At 68.9% G+C, this 14,261-nt stretch carries 13 protein-coding genes and 2 pseudogenes; 10 read left to right on the top strand and 5 right to left on the bottom strand.

The window, feature by feature from the left end:
* Positions 1–483: 483 nt before the first annotated feature.
* Positions 484–846 carry a winged helix-turn-helix transcriptional regulator gene (locus tag ACFPIH_RS29645; RefSeq protein WP_057582348.1) on the bottom strand — a complete coding sequence of 121 codons (363 nt, stop codon included), beginning with the start codon at positions 844–846 and terminating at the stop codon, positions 484–486.
* A gap of 96 nt (positions 847–942) precedes the next feature.
* On the opposite strand from ACFPIH_RS29645, the gene ACFPIH_RS29650 reads away from it, so the two are divergent.
* The 7 genes and pseudogenes from ACFPIH_RS29650 to ACFPIH_RS29680 all read left to right on the top strand — a co-directional run bounded on the left by ACFPIH_RS29650 (position 943) and on the right by ACFPIH_RS29680 (position 6,907).
* Positions 943–1,824 carry an NAD(P)-dependent oxidoreductase gene (locus tag ACFPIH_RS29650; RefSeq protein ID WP_381178672.1) on the top strand — a complete coding sequence of 294 codons (882 nt, stop codon included), beginning with the start codon at positions 943–945 and terminating at the stop codon, positions 1,822–1,824.
* Between the two features lie 794 nt (positions 1,825–2,618).
* Positions 2,619–3,737: pseudogene (locus tag ACFPIH_RS29655) on the top strand (IS630 family transposase).
* 55 nt (positions 3,738–3,792) lie between these two features.
* Positions 3,793–4,362 (top strand): maleylpyruvate isomerase N-terminal domain-containing protein, encoded by a 570-nt coding sequence (locus ACFPIH_RS29660; protein ID WP_381178669.1) that lies wholly within the window; start codon positions 3,793–3,795, stop codon positions 4,360–4,362.
* A gap of 718 nt (positions 4,363–5,080) precedes the next feature.
* Entirely contained in the window at positions 5,081–5,266 is a 186-nt protein-coding gene (locus ACFPIH_RS29665; protein WP_381178666.1) for a hypothetical protein, read from the top strand.
* A 36-nt stretch (positions 5,267–5,302) separates the two neighbouring features.
* Positions 5,303–5,596, top strand: coding sequence for a hypothetical protein (locus ACFPIH_RS29670; RefSeq protein WP_381178663.1), 294 nt, complete (start codon positions 5,303–5,305; stop codon positions 5,594–5,596).
* 163 nt (positions 5,597–5,759) lie between these two features.
* Positions 5,760–6,089: pseudogene (locus ACFPIH_RS29675) on the top strand (transposase); the annotation flags it as partial.
* 26 nt (positions 6,090–6,115) lie between these two features.
* Complete coding sequence (locus tag ACFPIH_RS29680; RefSeq protein ID WP_381178657.1) at positions 6,116–6,907, top strand: aminoglycoside adenylyltransferase family protein; 792 nt, start codon at positions 6,116–6,118, stop codon at positions 6,905–6,907.
* Positions 6,908–7,264: 357 nt separating this feature from the next.
* On the opposite strand, the gene ACFPIH_RS29685 is transcribed toward ACFPIH_RS29680, so the two are convergent.
* Positions 7,265–7,705 carry a MarR family winged helix-turn-helix transcriptional regulator gene (locus ACFPIH_RS29685; RefSeq protein WP_381178654.1) on the bottom strand — a complete coding sequence of 147 codons (441 nt, stop codon included), beginning with the start codon at positions 7,703–7,705 and terminating at the stop codon, positions 7,265–7,267.
* A gap of 67 nt (positions 7,706–7,772) precedes the next feature.
* Between ACFPIH_RS29685 and ACFPIH_RS29690 the strand changes: the two genes are divergently transcribed.
* Together ACFPIH_RS29690 and ACFPIH_RS29695 are read left to right on the top strand one after the other, a co-directional pair.
* Positions 7,773–8,147 carry a cupin domain-containing protein gene (locus ACFPIH_RS29690; RefSeq protein WP_381178651.1) on the top strand — a complete coding sequence of 125 codons (375 nt, stop codon included), beginning with the start codon at positions 7,773–7,775 and terminating at the stop codon, positions 8,145–8,147.
* Between the two features lie 548 nt (positions 8,148–8,695).
* Positions 8,696–9,838, top strand: coding sequence for an SGNH/GDSL hydrolase family protein (locus ACFPIH_RS29695; protein ID WP_381178648.1), 1,143 nt, complete (start codon positions 8,696–8,698; stop codon positions 9,836–9,838).
* Between the two features lie 550 nt (positions 9,839–10,388).
* On the opposite strand, the gene ACFPIH_RS29700 is transcribed toward ACFPIH_RS29695, so the two are convergent.
* On the bottom strand, positions 10,389–11,471 hold the full coding sequence (locus tag ACFPIH_RS29700) for a hypothetical protein (RefSeq protein ID WP_381178645.1): 1,083 nt from the start codon (positions 11,469–11,471) through the stop codon (positions 10,389–10,391).
* A gap of 567 nt (positions 11,472–12,038) precedes the next feature.
* Here ACFPIH_RS29700 and ACFPIH_RS29705 point away from each other — a divergent pair.
* Positions 12,039–12,179 (top strand): hypothetical protein, encoded by a 141-nt coding sequence (locus ACFPIH_RS29705; protein ID WP_381178642.1) that lies wholly within the window; start codon positions 12,039–12,041, stop codon positions 12,177–12,179.
* A 154-nt stretch (positions 12,180–12,333) separates the two neighbouring features.
* On the opposite strand, the gene ACFPIH_RS29710 is transcribed toward ACFPIH_RS29705, so the two are convergent.
* Positions 12,334–12,774 carry a GNAT family N-acetyltransferase gene (locus tag ACFPIH_RS29710; protein ID WP_381178639.1) on the bottom strand — a complete coding sequence of 147 codons (441 nt, stop codon included), beginning with the start codon at positions 12,772–12,774 and terminating at the stop codon, positions 12,334–12,336.
* 518 nt (positions 12,775–13,292) lie between these two features.
* Complete coding sequence (locus ACFPIH_RS29715; protein ID WP_381178636.1) at positions 13,293–14,192, bottom strand: aminoglycoside phosphotransferase family protein; 900 nt, start codon at positions 14,190–14,192, stop codon at positions 13,293–13,295.
* Between the last annotated feature and the right edge of the window lie 69 nt (positions 14,193–14,261).

Below are 14,261 nucleotides of genomic sequence, written 5' to 3' on the forward strand. Positions count from 1 at the left end.
CCCGTTGGAACTGCGGGCTGTCGTGCCGGTGCCCGGCCGTGATGATCAGGGGCATGAGTTTTTTTGCCCCTGCTCGGTAGCGAGGTGAATCTTCGTGGTCAGCCCGCCGCGGGACCGCCCGAGGCCGTGGTCGTCCGGCTCGGTGTCGATGCCGCCGGGAGGCTCTTTCTGGAGATTCCCTCTTTGCGGGCGCCCGCGGCGTACTGATGGGCGCGGCAGGCGGCGGAGTCCCCGCTGACGTCCCAGGTGATCAAGCCCTTCGCGTCGGCCTCGGTCTGGAGCTGTTCCAGGATCCGCTTCCACGTCCCGTTGCGCTGCCATCGCCGGAACAGGTCGTAGACCCGGTCCCACAGGCCGTTGTCGCTCGGGCACGTCCCGCCAGGGCGCTCCGGTCGGTACGACAGACTCGCCGTCCGCTACGAAGCCACCGTGCTGGTCGCGGCCATCAACGAGTGGCTGTGACCGGCACGTTCACAACAGACCCTAGCCCGCCTGCTCCTCCAGCCGTCGAATGGTCGGCCGCTCTCGGCCCCAGGCCGCCAGCGGCTGGAGTGCGTCATTGAGGCGCATGCCGTCCTCGGTCAGCGAGTACTCGACGCGGGGCGGCACCTCGTCGTAGGAGACGCGGTGCACGACGCCGTCCGCTTCCAGCTCACGTAGGTGAGAGGCCAGCACCTTCTCGGTGATCCCCGGAAGCAGTCGACGCAGCTCGCCGAAGCGACGGTGGGGATGCTCGTGGAGCGCCCAGAGGATCAGCACCTTCCACTTGCCGCCGATCACCTCCATCGCGGTGTCGATCCCGCAGACGTGTCCGTCTGGTGTGCCCGGCCGGTTCAGCGTCGTCATGCCCCACCCTTCTGACGTGCTTGCTCACCCCGAGGTAACCACCCACTACCAAGTGCGTACTTGATCACCTCGGGACCTGTGACCAGCCTAATCGGCATGGCACAGAACACTGTTGAGAAGACTCCCGTCACCATGTTGGGCCTCGGCGCGATGGGCACCGCGCTGGCCCGCACCTGGCTTGCCGCCGGCCACCCACTCACCGTCTGGAACCGCACCCCAGCCCGCGCCGCAGCGCTCGCCACCGAGGGTGCAAGGGTCGCGGACACCGCCGTTGAGGCAGTCGCAGCGAACACCCTGATCCTCCTTTGCCTGTTGGACGACACCTCGGTCGATGAGGTGCTGGCCGGCACCGACCTGGCCGACAGGGACCTGGTCAACCTGACCACCAGCACCCCCGCCCAGGCCCGCGCCCGCGCAGCGTGGGCGCGCGAGCGCGGCGCCCGCTACCTGGACGGCGGGATCATGGCCGTCCCTCCGATGATCGGCGTCCCGGAAACCGGCGGCTACGTCTTCTACAGCGGCTCGCGGGAGCTGTTCGAGCGGCACCAGGAGACCCTGAGCGTCCCGGCCGGCACTACCTACGTCGGCGAGGACGCGGGCTTCGCGGCCCTCCACGATGTGGCCCTTCTCAGCGCCATGTACGGGATGTTCGCCGGCGCCGCGCACGCCTTCGCCCTGATCCGGAAGGAGAACATCGACCCCGCGGCGCTCGCCCCGCTGCTCGCCGACTGGCTCGTCGCGATGGCCCCGGCAGTTCACCAGACCGCCGACCAGTTGCGGAGCGGTGACTACACCAAGGGCGTCGTCTCCAACCTCGCCATGCAGGTGGCTGGCACGCCTACCTTCCTGAGCACCACCGAGCAGCAGGGTGTCAGCCCGGAACTGCTCAGCCCCTACTTCGAGCTGATGAGCCGCCGCCTGGCCGAGGGCAGCGGCGAGGAGGACCTGACGGGAGTGATCGACCTGCTGGTGAACTGACCGGCCACTTGCCGCCATAGAAGCGACCGTGCTGGTCATAGTCCTCAACGAGACGCTGTGACCAGCACTTTCACAACACGCCCTAGTGATGATGTCCGCGTCGGGGTGTGCGAGGAATGCCTCCTCCGTCGCCACGGCGAGTTGGTCAACGCTGTCGCAAGCTGCGTCGAGCTGCTGGATGAGAGCTGCTGCTTGGTGTCCCATAGCCTTGTCGACCTGGGGTAGTTGGTGCAGATAATCGCGTGGAAGACCTCCCGAAGTCGCTCGGTCTCGGCTGCGACTCCGTGGCGTGGGCGGGCGGCGCGCTTGAGCAGTGCATGTAGCTGGCCGCGGGTGAGTCTGGCGGCGTCGCCCGGGGTGGGTGCCGCAGCGAGAATCACACGGGTGCGGGGCGAGTCGAGCCCGGGCTTGCCAGGACCGTGAAAGGCCGCGAGGGCAGCCGGGCAGTGCTCGCGTAGGTGGGAGCGGAGGCGGTTGATCATCTGCTGCCGGTCCCAGATCGCGTCCTGGTGGGCGCGGGCGAGAACCACAACGGCCTGCCCGGCGATCGAGGTCCCGGAACTACCGAAGGTCTCCGCCCGACGGGGCGAGGGGCAAGGCGGAGCCGGTCTGACGACGGAGACCCAGTCCCGGAACGGGGCAGGCTTCCACCGCGCGCAGCGCACCCTTGCACTCTCGCGCTCGAGCTCACCGATGAGCTATGAGAACTAGTGCTGTGACCGGGAACGTTCGCCGGGTTGGTGGTTGGGGCGGTTGGATGGGCGGTGACGTCGGTTCCGACCGCTGGAGGTGTGGTGGCTGAGCCTGTGCGGGTGCGCAGACTGACCGATCACGAAGGGCAGAAGCTGCAGCAGATCGTGCGCCGGGGAAGTACCAGCCGGTGCGCCACCGGCGGGCGATGATGTTGCTGGCGTCCGCCGGCGGAAACCGCGTCCCGGTGATCGCCCAGCTGGTCCAGGCCGACGAGGACACCGTCCGGGATGTGATCCACCGGTTCAACGAGATCGGCATGGCCTGTCTGGACCCTCGATGGGCGGGAGGCCGTCCCCGCCTGCTCACCCCTGACGACGAGGACTTCGTCGTCCAGATGGCCACCACCCACCCCAACAAGCTCGGTCAGCCCTTCACCCGCTGGTCGAGCCGCAAACTCGCCGCCTACCTGCGCCGTGTGCACGGGCGTGTCATTCGCATCGGCCGGGAAGCCTTACGGTGCCTGCTGTCGCGCCGGGCATCACCTTCCAGCGCACCAAGACCTGGAAGGAAACCCCAGATCCCGACCGCGACGGCAAGCTCGACCGGATCGAGCAGGTGCTGGGGCGCTTCCCCGACCGGGTGTTCGCCTTCGACGAGTTCGGGCCGCTGGGGCTCCGGCCCGCCGCGGGCTCTTGCTGGGCGAAACAGGGCAAGGCCAACCGGCTGCCGGCGACCTACCGCCGCACCCACGGCGTCACCTACTTCCACGGCTGCTACTCCGTCGGCGACGACCGGCTGTGGGGCGTCAACCGCCGCCGCAAAGGCACCGCCAACACCCTGGCGGCGCTTAAGTCGATCCGCGCCGCCCGACCCGACGGCGCCCGATCCACATCATCTTGGACAACCTCTCAGCCCACACCGGTGCGGACATCCGCCGCTGGGCGAAGAAGAACAAGGTCGAGCAGTGCTTCACCCCGACCTATGCCTCCTGGGCCAACCCGATCGAGGCCCACTTCGGACCGCTGCGGCAGTTCACCCTGGCCAACTCCCACCATCGCAGCCATCCCGCGCAGACCCGGGCCCTGCACCGCTACCTGCGCTGGCGCAACCCCAACGCCCGCCACCCCGACGTACTCGCCGCACAACGCCGAGAGCGTGCCCGCATCCGCAGCGAGAAAGGCATCCGCTGGGGCGGACGTGCCAGGTGCCCTGCGGTGTGAAGGATCGACAACCGGCACAGCCCACTCCCACAACACGCACCGCGAGGAGCTCTGCATGGACCATCAGGACGTCGACGCCGCCGTGGCCGAGATGCTGCGGGTGCTTGGCCCCCATACCGCCGAGGACTGGACGGTGCCGGCGGGGCCGCTCGAATGGACCTGCTGGCAAACAGCAGCCCACATCGGCCACGACCTGCTGGCCTACGCAGGGCAGCTGGCAGCACAGCCCGCCGACGCCTACCTTCCCATCGACCTGAACGTTCGCCCCACTGCCTCGCCGGCCGAAGTACTCCAGGCCGTCACCGCCTGCGGCGGACTGCTCAGCAGCGCCCTGGCCACAGCCAACCCCACCCTGAGGGCCTGGCACTGGGGCCCGTGCGATCCCGAAGGGTTCGCGGCGATGGGCGTCGCCGAAACCCTGCTGCACACCTACGACATCACGCAGGGACTGTCCGTGGACTGGCTGCCACCAGCACCGCTGAGCGCAGCAGTACTCAACCGGCTCTTCCCCACCGCCCCACACGGAGACCCCACTCAGGTACTCCTCTGGTGCACCGGCCGCGGAGAACTCGACGGCCTCCCTCGCCAAACCTCATGGAGGTGGGAAGCAGCACGATCGGACTGATCGAGCTGACCCCTGCGAACGTTCCCGGCCACAGCACTAGCTCAGGCCCAGGAGACCTGGTTGATCCCGGATCGGGCCGAGCACAACCACCCCGTGGTCTCTGCCGTTGGCCACGCCGACGGACCACGGCCGGTGCAGCAACAGGCGGAGCGTCGACGGGTCCGACCGGCTCCGGGCCTGGGTTGCCGGCTCGTCCGAGTCGGTCGACGGCCTCGGCCGCATCATCGCCGTGGGTGAGCCGTGGGTGAGCCGGGGGGCATGGAAGGCACGAGCGCGGTCAGGGATCCGCCAACCGGCCGAGCGGCAGTTACGCCTTCGTCGCGCCGCGCCGCGCCGTCATGCAACTCCGCTTGGAAATAGGCGGGTTGCGCTCCGGTCAGGGGCGTCAGTCAAAGGTCCGCGTGCGATCACCCCACACCCGTGTACGGACGGCGACACCCTCGGGCACGCGCACTCCCTGCACCAACGACTCGGTCAGGCCGACACACGCGCAGGACGACGGGGACGCCGGCCCCTCCAACGGCACACCCGTGGGGACATCGCACCGCCGGTTCCCGTCATCGGGAGCGGACGCGGAACCCGGCCATCGAGCGTCACACCCTGCGGCGAACCAGCAACTGAGTTCACCCACAACCTGACGCCGTAACACCGGATGATTGAATCCCAGGGGCCGGCCTGACACAGGCCAGGCCCCTGCCTGGAAAAACGGAGAGACTGAATGGGATCCGGCCTCACACTCATACTCATCCCGCTGTTCCTTTATGTGACGCCGGTCGTGCTGCTGTGCGTCAAGATCGCCGACCGAACATCCTGGAAAATCGGCTGGCTGTTCGCGGCGGCGCTCATCCTCGCACCTGCCGCCCTGCTCACCATCGGCGGCCTGTACGATTCCGGCGTCTGGTAGAGGCCGGGAGATCAGGTGAATACCCTTTTCACAGTGATGACCGTCGTGTTCATGGGCTGTGTCTACGCGTGGCCGGTCGTTCCGCTGGTCGCTTACCCGCTCAACCGACGGCGCGGCTTCTGGGCAGCCCTCTACTGCTTCGCCATCGCGGCCTTCTTCGCACTGGAACTCCGGTACTCCCAGTTCATGATCGTGACTTTCTTCGAAATGGCCCTGTACACCTCCGCCGCCAGGGCGATCACCGAGGCGTCAGGCGTACTGGAAAAGCCCCGCGAGGCATGGCGGCGGCACACGAGGGAAGTTCAGCGTGGGAAGCCGTCCGCCTACTGACTTCGGCTCGTCAGGGTGAACTTCACGAAGTCCCTGAAAGGCCCGGTGTGGTGGCCGTGTCCGGAGGTGCCGGGCGCCTGCGGGTGAGCCCGAAGTCGGCCTGTCGATGGCAGCAGCTGTAGCGGGACGCGGTGCTCAGGCTCTGGCCTTCCGTGGCCCGAGGCGGCTGTGCCACCGCCTGCGCACTCACCCCTCGGGCAAGGGAAAGCGTCGCAGCATGGGAGAGCGCCACGTCGTCGCGCTGATCGACGGCACCCACCAGCTCGTCAAGGCGCCGATCGTGCTGGTGCGGGACCGTCCGGGCACCCACGTCTCCCACACCATGCGTGAGCTGAACGCCGAGGGTGAATGGCTGACAGAGTTCCTGCTACCCGCCCGCTCGCCCGATCTCAACCCCGTCGAGGGGGTACGGGCGCACGTCGGACGCAACCCGGACCACCTCGCCGTCGTGGCCCTTGACCGCATGGAGACGCAACTCCCTGACCAGCCGAAGTCGCATAATGCTGTGCAGTTCGCCGGATGACAGGAGACGCTGATGCAGTGAATCAGGTTCAGCAGATCGTGGGGCTGGTCGGCGGTGTGCTGGGCCAAGATGTCATCGGCATCTACCTCCACGGCTCCTCCGTGCTCGGCGGACTCAGGCCGGCCAGCGACGTGGACGTGCTCGTCGTCTCCCGGCGGCGAATGGACGAGCAGGATCGACGCACACTCCTCGGTGGACTGCTCCGGATCTCCGGCTCCCGGGACAAGGTCCGGCCGGTCGAGCTCACCGTGGTCGTCCAGTCCGAGGTCCGGCCGTGGCGGTACCCTCCGACCGGCGACTTCCTCTACGGCGAGTGGCTGCGTGCGCAGTACGAGGCCGGGGCAGTCCCCCAGCCGGAGCCGATGCCCGATCTGGCCCTGCTGATCACTATGACGCTGACCGGCGACCACCCTCTCACCGGCCCCCGCCCGGCGCAGGTCCTCGACCCGATCCCTCAGACCGACCTGGTCCGGGCGAGCGTGGCGGGTATCCCAGGCCTGCTCGACGACCTGGACAGCGACACCCGCAACGTCCTGCTGACCTTCGCCCGTATCTGGACCACGCTCGCCACCGGCCAGATCAAGTCGAAGGACGCCGCCGCCGACTGGGCCCTCGCCCAGCTCCCGCCCCAGCACCGCGCCGCCCTCGAGCACGCCAGGCAGCTCTATCTCAACTGCCCCTACTCCGAGGAGAGCTGGAGTGATGCATTGCAGGCGCAGGTGCGTCCGCATGTGGACCGCGTGCTCGCTGAGATCGACCGGCTGCGCGCCCGAACCCCGCGGGTGTGAGGGCCGCTGCCTGCAGTCCCGGGTGTCAAACCTGACGCGGTGTCCACCTGCGTCCTGCCGCGCCCTCCAGCAGGGGTGAACAGCTCGGCGGCGGCGAGGTTGCACACCGCACGCGCCCAGGCTGGTCCAGTAATCATGGCAAGGCGCACCTCGGCCGGCCCCCGGCCAGGTCGAGGCGGACTGAACGCCGCGCCAGGGGCGTCTCCCTCGGACATGTCTCGCGCGACTCTGGCTGTGTCGCAAGAGAGGTTCTCGAACACGCGCGGCAGGTAACTCCCGGCGTGACGCCGGCTGCCGTCCCGCTTTGGTGGCTCCCCCTAGGTAGCCTGCGACAGTCCAGGCCAGTGGCTTACCGGCTCACCAGGCGGGGCGGATCGGCCCTGGTGACGTAAGCCGGGCGAGGTCTGCGACAAGTTCGCTGAAGCGCGCCTCGCCCAGCGCCTCTCGCCATGGCGCGACGGCAGCCCGGGCTGCCTGGTCGGCGGCGCGAGTGGCCGCCCAGCCGGCTTCGGTCAGTCCCAAGAGCCGGGCGCGGGCATCACGGGGGTGTGGATGCCGCACCACGTACCCTTTGCGAACCAGCTCCTCGACCAGTTGGGCGGCGGCCTGCTTGGTCACCCCCAGGTGCTCGGCCAGGTCGGCCGTAGTGGCGTCGCCCAGGGAGATGCGGGCAAAGGCGAAGCCGTGTGCAGGCCGCAGGTCCTCGAATCCCTGCTGGGACACGCGGCCGTGGATCTCCTGCACCAACTGTCCGGAGAGTGTCAGCACGAGTGCGGGGAAGGCCAGGGCGTCATCCATGGGCTTGACTATAACTCGTCAACCCGCTTGTCTTTATGGACAAGGTACTTGTCCATAGGAGGCTGGTATGCCCTTCATCCGCAGTGAAGAGGCCGTCGTGCACGAGATCCACGGTGGCCGCTTCGTTTCCTACATCCGTCCGGGCACGGGCAGCCGGGACCTCACCGCCTGGCGCGGCGAGGTCCCGGCCGGCATGGTGGGTCCGGCCCACACGATCAGTCACGAGGAAACGTTCTACGTTCTCTCGGGCCGTCTCCGGCTCACCATTGGCGGCGAGAGTGCCGAACTCGGCGTCGGTGACGCGGCGGTGGCTCCGGCGGGCTCCGAGCTGGCGGTTGAAAATGCCACCGACCAGGCCGCCCACATGTGGGTCACCACACGTGTCGGGTTCAGCGCCGAGCTGGCCGATGGCAGCACCATCACACCGCCCTGGACTCATTAGACCCGCAGAGGGCCGGTGATCACGCTACCCCGAGGTCTGTCCCTGACCTGATACTCAGCCAGTCGCAGGGGCAGGTTCGAATGAGGCGGGACGCTTCCGGCCGCGAACGGCGTCTCAACTGGTGGGAGGCGTCCGCCCGCATCCGCCCCTGTCGCGGAGGCGTACGAGCGGCGCGGCGGCGTCACCAACTTGCGGAAGCGTTGACCGAACGCCATCACCCTTCCGGCTCATCGCTCGTCGCCTGGCACAACTCGCGCGGGTCCGGGCCCGGGTAGGGCCAACCCGAAGGCCGATTCGGGGGACAGCCCCGGTGTTCTCGGGACCGAAGGACGCTGAGATCTCCTCATCACTCTTTTACCGAGGAGCCCCCTGGTGCATTCAGCAAAGCCGCGCCCGTGGAAGAAGACAGGGAGACGAGGCATGCTCGCCGCCACCACGGCGGTGCTCGCGCTCGGTGTCTCGGCGGCAGCCGTGGCACGCGAGGACACGCGGCAGCAGCCGCGCGCTGCCGGGGGGGGCCAGTGTGGACCGGGGCGTGGGGTGCAGCCATGCAGCGGCCCGTCGAGGACAGCGAAGACCGGGGACCCAACTGGTCGCAGCAGGGATTCGCCGACCAGTCCGTTCGCCAAGTGGTCCGCGTTGCAACCGGCGGTGCCACCTTGAGGATCCGGCTGTCCAACTCGTACGGCACCACGCCGCTGCGGCTCACCGCCGCGACCGTCGGCCGGTCCGCCGGCGACGCCCAGGTCTGGCCAGGCACAGCGCGGAAGCTGACGTTCGGCGGGACCCAGGGCACCACGATCGCCCCGGGACGTGACATCGTGAGCGATGCCGAGGCCCTGAGCACCTCCCCGCTGGAAAAGCTGACCGTCACCCTGTACTTCGCCGACCGCACCGGTCCGGCCACCTTCCACCGGTTCACCACCGCCACCTCATACCGCGCCTCCGGACGCCATCTGGCCGACTCCGGCGGCGACGCCTTCAAGGCGTCCACGAACGCCTGGTACTTCCTGAGCGGTGTGGAGGTGTCCGGGGCAGCCTCCCCGCGGCGCGGCACCGTGGTCGCCTTCGGGGACTCGCTCATGGACGGGACAGGGGCCATGCCCGGCGCCGACAACCGCTTCACGGACAAGCTCGCCGAACGCCTCGCTGCCGCCCGCCGCCCGCTGGGCGTTGTCAATGCCGGCATCGGCGGCAACCGGATCCTCAACGACTCGCCCTGTTATGGGGACAAGGCCACCGACCGCTTCCGGCGCGACGTACTCGACCGCCCCGGCGTGCGCACAGTGATCATCCACCTGGGCGCCAACGACATCGGCGCCCCCGAGACGGGCGACCCCTGCATGGGCTCCGCACCCCGCGTGACCGCGCACCAAATCATCGGGGCCCACAAAGAGCTGATCCGCGCCTCCCATGCCAGCGGTGTCAAGGCCGTCGGCGCGACCATCCTGCCCATGAAGGGCGCCCTCTTCCCCGTCTACAGCGAGCAGGGTGAGAAGGTCCGGGCCGCTGTCAACCACTGGATTCGCACCAGCGGTGCGTACGACGCCGTCCTCGACGTCGACCGTGCCCTCGCAGACCCAGCCGATCCCGCCCTGCCGCGCCACGGCTACGTTTTCCAAGACGGCCTCCATCCCAACGAAGCCGGCTTCCATGCCATCGCCTCCGCCGTGAACCTCAACGCTCTCTGAATCTCTCACCGGCAGCGCCATGACCGTATGACACAGCGCATCTGCGCGGCCGGGTGCCGTGCCAGCGGTCGACATCGCTGGGTCGACAGTTACGCGACAGCCTTTGCTCCGTGTCTTGAAAGGCAACCCTCTGCTCCAGAGAACGGCGACGCCTCGCGGCCCGACTTCGATCCCCGGGACACCGAACGTGACATGCGGGTCATCGCGGAGGACCTGCGTGGATACCTGCCCGGCGCCACCTTCAACGAGCGTGTCCCGGTCCTGGCAGGCCCCCGTGACGACCTGCGCAAGGAGTTCGCCCACGGCAAGCCCGTCGCCATCATGGAGGCCGGCTGCTGCACCTACCAGGGCACGGGCGACTACGGCGGCGCCGGTTGGTACCTGGCCAAGGAACCCGACGGCGTCACCCTCAAGCCCGATATGCCCTGGGAACCGAAGGAAGCATTCCACGTTTCGATTCGTGTTCGGCGCAGGACTCTGGCATGGGCTGGCCGGTCCCGGTCCCGGTCCTGGTCCCGGTCCCGGTTCGGCCCCAGGGATCCGCGCTTCGTCATACGACGGACAGACTCCACGCCCCGGCCGATCGCACCTGGTAATAACCGCTGCCCGGCCACTGGAACGTATGCTCCCCGGCGCTGCCCTCGGCCACCGTCACCCAGTAGGCGAGTCGGTCGTCCAGCGCCTCCAACTGGATCACGCTCGGTCCCTCGTACCGCAGAGCGCCCGGACCCGGCTCCCCCCGGTAGTGCACAACATCGGACCCCGTACCGTTGATCTCGTCATGGAAGCGGCGGACTTCCCGTAGCGGTGCCGCGGTCGCCGTCCACGCCTCCCGGCCGCCGGCAGCAAACACTCGGAAGGCGACTGCCTTCTTCCCCTCCGGCAGCGGAATCCGGGCGACAACGGGGGTGCCGTCACCTGACAGCCGGTAAAGCCGTGAGGAGCGCCCCTTCGTGCTCTCGAAACGCAGGTTGATCCGTTCCCGCGCGTCCGTCGAGAAGACCATGAGGGCCGGCCGGTACGACGGCATTGCCAGCTGATGCGTCTGCTCGCCGCTGCTTCCCTTCCCGCTGACCTGCGGCTGCGGGGTGCTTGCCGACGTCGTCGTCGGGAACTTGGCCCTACGCGGCTGTGCGGGGCGGAGCATAGCCGCGTCCGGTCGCGGAGTGAGCGGGCTCGGGCTCTCCGCCAGGCGCACCGCGTCCGCCGCGCACACGGCGATGTTGCGGGCGATACCCCCGGGAGGCGCCCACCTCACCTGCCGGGCGGCCCGCCCGTGCCGGGCGTCGAAAAAGCACAGCGGCATGCGCTCTGGCAGCGGCTCGCCGGCGAGCAGGGCATCCAGACAGGCCAGCGCATGCCTGCCCTCGTCCAGTGCGCGCAGGACGTCGAGTGCGTCCGCCTGGGTCCGGTCGCCGACGAAGTCCTGCTTCGCCTGCTCGTACGCATCGAGGGCACGCGCCAGCTCGGCCCGCATCTCGTCTGTGGCGCCGGGCTGGCCGGGGCTGAAGGAATGGGCGTTCAGTGCCTCACCGAACGCGGTGATCTCGGCCTCGATCTCGGCGAGCGCCGACTCGTCGCGTGCGCGCCACGGCCACCATCGGCGGAGCCCCCCGCCCCCTCCTCGACTCATGGTCGCCATCATGCCGTACGACCCGCCAGGCGCCGCCTGAGAGCAGCGTTGGCTCCGCTCATCCCGGATCTGCAGCCCTGACGACCGAGCTGGGATCGCGAGAAGCCGCGGCGCCTGAATCCATCGGTGCTGGAGCCAGGCCGGTATCCGGCCCGGCCCTCGACGTCGACGTCGACGTCGACGTCGACGTCGACGTCGACCTGCTCGCTCTACCGGGCCCTTCTGCCGGGCGTGCCCCGGCCCGTCCTGTGCACGTACGCCGATCAGGGCCTGGTGGTGCTGGTCGGTCCTGCCGCCGAACGGGTCCGGGCTCTGTCCGCGGCCCGCCCTGACGTCGCCGGGCGGCTGTGCCTGGCAGCGGTGTTATTGGGCCCGGCAGGGCACCGGCGCGGACTCACTGCGGCTGACCCGCGCGTGCCGTGGGCCTGGCCGACCAGCTCGGGTACGTGTGGTGCTGACGAACGGGATCCGTTAGCCCGACTCCGACCAGCACCGGCTCGCCGACGACCTCGACGCGGCCCGGCTGCTGCGGCTCGTCAACCGCCGTGGCTGAAGAACCCGGTCGCCATGGCCGTGGCCCCCGCGCGGATCGCCCAGGCCGTCAGAGACGACGGTTCCCGGACCGTACGCCTGCGGGTCAATGCCGAGACGACTGGCCAGTACTGCGCCCTCACCCCGGCAGACATCGGGCTGGGACGGCCGCACTAGGCCGAACTGTCCGTCGCGGGCGCCGGAGCGGAGGATTGACGCGCGGCTTTCAAAGAGCCTGACGAGGCATCACCACACCGGCTGCGGCGGACGGTCCGACATGTACGACGGGAGCCGTGGATCAGGCCGTGAGGGCGCGTCGGGTCTGTCCGGTTCAGGAGAGCCGCAAGTCGATCCAGGGAATGGTGTCCCCCGGCAGTAGGTAACGCTCGGTCTCGACGAACCCGTGCTTCAGCGCGAACCGCAGGCCGTCCTCGTTCGAGGACAGGACGACGGTCTCGATCGCCTCGGCCCCCAGCTCCCACGCCCGGTTGAGTCCGCGCGCATAGAGTTCCTCGCCGAACCCTCGCCTGCGGTGAACAGCGAGCACGCGGGCGATGACGGTGGCCGTCCGTGTCCCCTCCGCCGGCGGGCGCACGGTGCTGCAGCCCACGAGATCGTTATCGAGATACGCGATCTCCAGGTGGTTGCGCTGGGCACGCTCCCGTACCTCGTCCAGGGAGAGGACGTGGGTAGGAATGATCACGTTGTGGACGTTCTGCCAGTCTTTGAACGTGGCATCGCCGTCCGGCTGCTGGATGCGAAGGTCAGGCATCGCAACAGGAGACCCTCGGACACCGCGGACGTCAACTCTGTTCGGGTTCGGCTTCTTTGACGGAATGGGAGCGCCAGTAGGCGTCGAAGTCGGCGTAGTCGGTCAGGGCACGGAGTTGGAAGACGGCTTCGGCCCGTGGAGCCCCGCGGGCGCCGGTGAGCGGAGCTGGTCGGTTTGGCCAGTCAGCCCGCAGGTAGGCCTGTTCTGTGGCGCCGCGACCATACGACCTCCAAGTCCTCATCGACACAGCCCTGAAGGGCGCGCGCCATGTCAGACAGCTCTGCCGCGGCCACCAGCCCGGTCACCGCCGCTGCCGTCCAGTTCGACCCAGCCGTGCTGATCGGTCCGGACGGCTGCATCAGCGGCGCCGACTTCGTCTGCAGCGTCAACAACTCTTCGTTGCCAGGACAGGTTGCCTTGGCGAGACGGACCCTGATTGCCCAGGACCTGTCCGGCCGATCATGCCGCAGACGCGGGGGGTCGTACGCCCGTCTGCGACTTGATCGGCCGGACAGGTCCTAACCGACGAGTGCTTCGGTGATCTGCCGAGTGGTCTGTGCGGCGACCCGGGGGTTGACGGCGGCGTATGAGGTGTAGGCGTTCAGGCCGGTGGCCAGGGCCCAGCCCCGGCCCCGCATCCAAGTGGCGTCGTCCACTCCGAGCGCGGCGCGGAAGGCGTCCCGGCTCCGGGCCGACATCAGGGTGAAGGCGATGGTCAGATCGCGGGCGGGGTCGCCGATGCCGAGTCCGCCAAAGTCGATGACCGCGCTGAGGCGGCCGTCGACGGTGAGGAGGTTGCCGGTGTGGAAGTCGCCGTGGAACCAGACCGGCGGGCGATCCCAGCCGGGGGCACCCAGCGCCGCGTTCCACAGCTCGGTCATCGTCGTGGCGTCGAACGCGCCGTCGACCTGTGCGATGGCCGCCCGCGTGGCACTGTCCCGGTCGGCCAGTGACCCGGCGGTGAGGTCGTGGCGGGCGTCCGCGGCCGGGATGTCGTCGGTCGCGAACCGTTGAAGCGCGATCAAGAACTCCGCCAGTTCTACGGCGACCCCGGACAAGTCGGCCAGCGCCTCGACGGTTGCCACCTCGCCGTCCAGCCAGCAGGACACCGCCCACGGCCATGGATAGCCGAAGTCAGGTTCTCCCACCCCCACCGGTGCCGGGATGGCCAGGGGCAGGTGCGGGGCGAGCCGGGGCAGCCACTCGGACTCCTTCCTTGCCTGCCCGATGGCCCCGGCATGGCGAGGCAGCCGGACAGACAGCTCCTCCCCCAGCCGATGGATCACATGGTCCGAGCCGGCCGAGTCAAGCAGTTCCAGGGGCAAATCGGCCCACTGCGGGAACTGAGTATCGATCAGACGCCTGACCAGCCTTGCGTCGATCGCCGGGCGGGCGTCTGCCGTTCTCGCGGTCGCCAAGATCAGCTCCTGCGGTCGGCCCACTTCGTACAGCGGGCAGTCCGGGCCATCACAGTGCGTCGCGACCTC

Source organism: Streptomyces vulcanius, from assembly GCF_042653945.1.
GTDB lineage: Bacteria > Actinomycetota > Actinomycetes > Streptomycetales > Streptomycetaceae > Streptomyces > Streptomyces mangrovi.

What these genes read in the sequence shown, in the direction of transcription:
- ACFPIH_RS29710 (WP_381178639.1), bottom strand. Translation starts at nt 12,774, where the DNA reads ATGCCTGACCTTCGCATCCAGCAGCCGGACGGCGATGCCACGTTCAAA.
- ACFPIH_RS29660 (WP_381178669.1), top strand. Translation starts at nt 3,793, where the DNA reads ATGGACCATCAGGACGTCGACGCCGCCGTGGCCGAGATGCTGCGGGTG.
- ACFPIH_RS29665 (WP_381178666.1), top strand. Translation starts at nt 5,081, where the DNA reads ATGGGATCCGGCCTCACACTCATACTCATCCCGCTGTTCCTTTATGTG.
- ACFPIH_RS29680 (WP_381178657.1), top strand. Translation starts at nt 6,116, where the DNA reads ATGACAGGAGACGCTGATGCAGTGAATCAGGTTCAGCAGATCGTGGGG.
- ACFPIH_RS29645 (WP_057582348.1), bottom strand. Translation starts at nt 846, where the DNA reads ATGACGACGCTGAACCGGCCGGGCACACCAGACGGACACGTCTGCGGG.
- ACFPIH_RS29650 (WP_381178672.1), top strand. Translation starts at nt 943, where the DNA reads ATGGCACAGAACACTGTTGAGAAGACTCCCGTCACCATGTTGGGCCTC.
- ACFPIH_RS29690 (WP_381178651.1), top strand. Translation starts at nt 7,773, where the DNA reads ATGCCCTTCATCCGCAGTGAAGAGGCCGTCGTGCACGAGATCCACGGT.
- ACFPIH_RS29700 (WP_381178645.1), bottom strand. Translation starts at nt 11,471, where the DNA reads ATGAGTCGAGGAGGGGGCGGGGGGCTCCGCCGATGGTGGCCGTGGCGC.
- ACFPIH_RS29670 (WP_381178663.1), top strand. Translation starts at nt 5,303, where the DNA reads ATGACCGTCGTGTTCATGGGCTGTGTCTACGCGTGGCCGGTCGTTCCG.
- ACFPIH_RS29705 (WP_381178642.1), top strand. Translation starts at nt 12,039, where the DNA reads ATGGCCGTGGCCCCCGCGCGGATCGCCCAGGCCGTCAGAGACGACGGT.
- ACFPIH_RS29685 (WP_381178654.1), bottom strand. Translation starts at nt 7,705, where the DNA reads ATGGATGACGCCCTGGCCTTCCCCGCACTCGTGCTGACACTCTCCGGA.
- ACFPIH_RS29695 (WP_381178648.1), top strand. Translation starts at nt 8,696, where the DNA reads ATGCAGCGGCCCGTCGAGGACAGCGAAGACCGGGGACCCAACTGGTCG.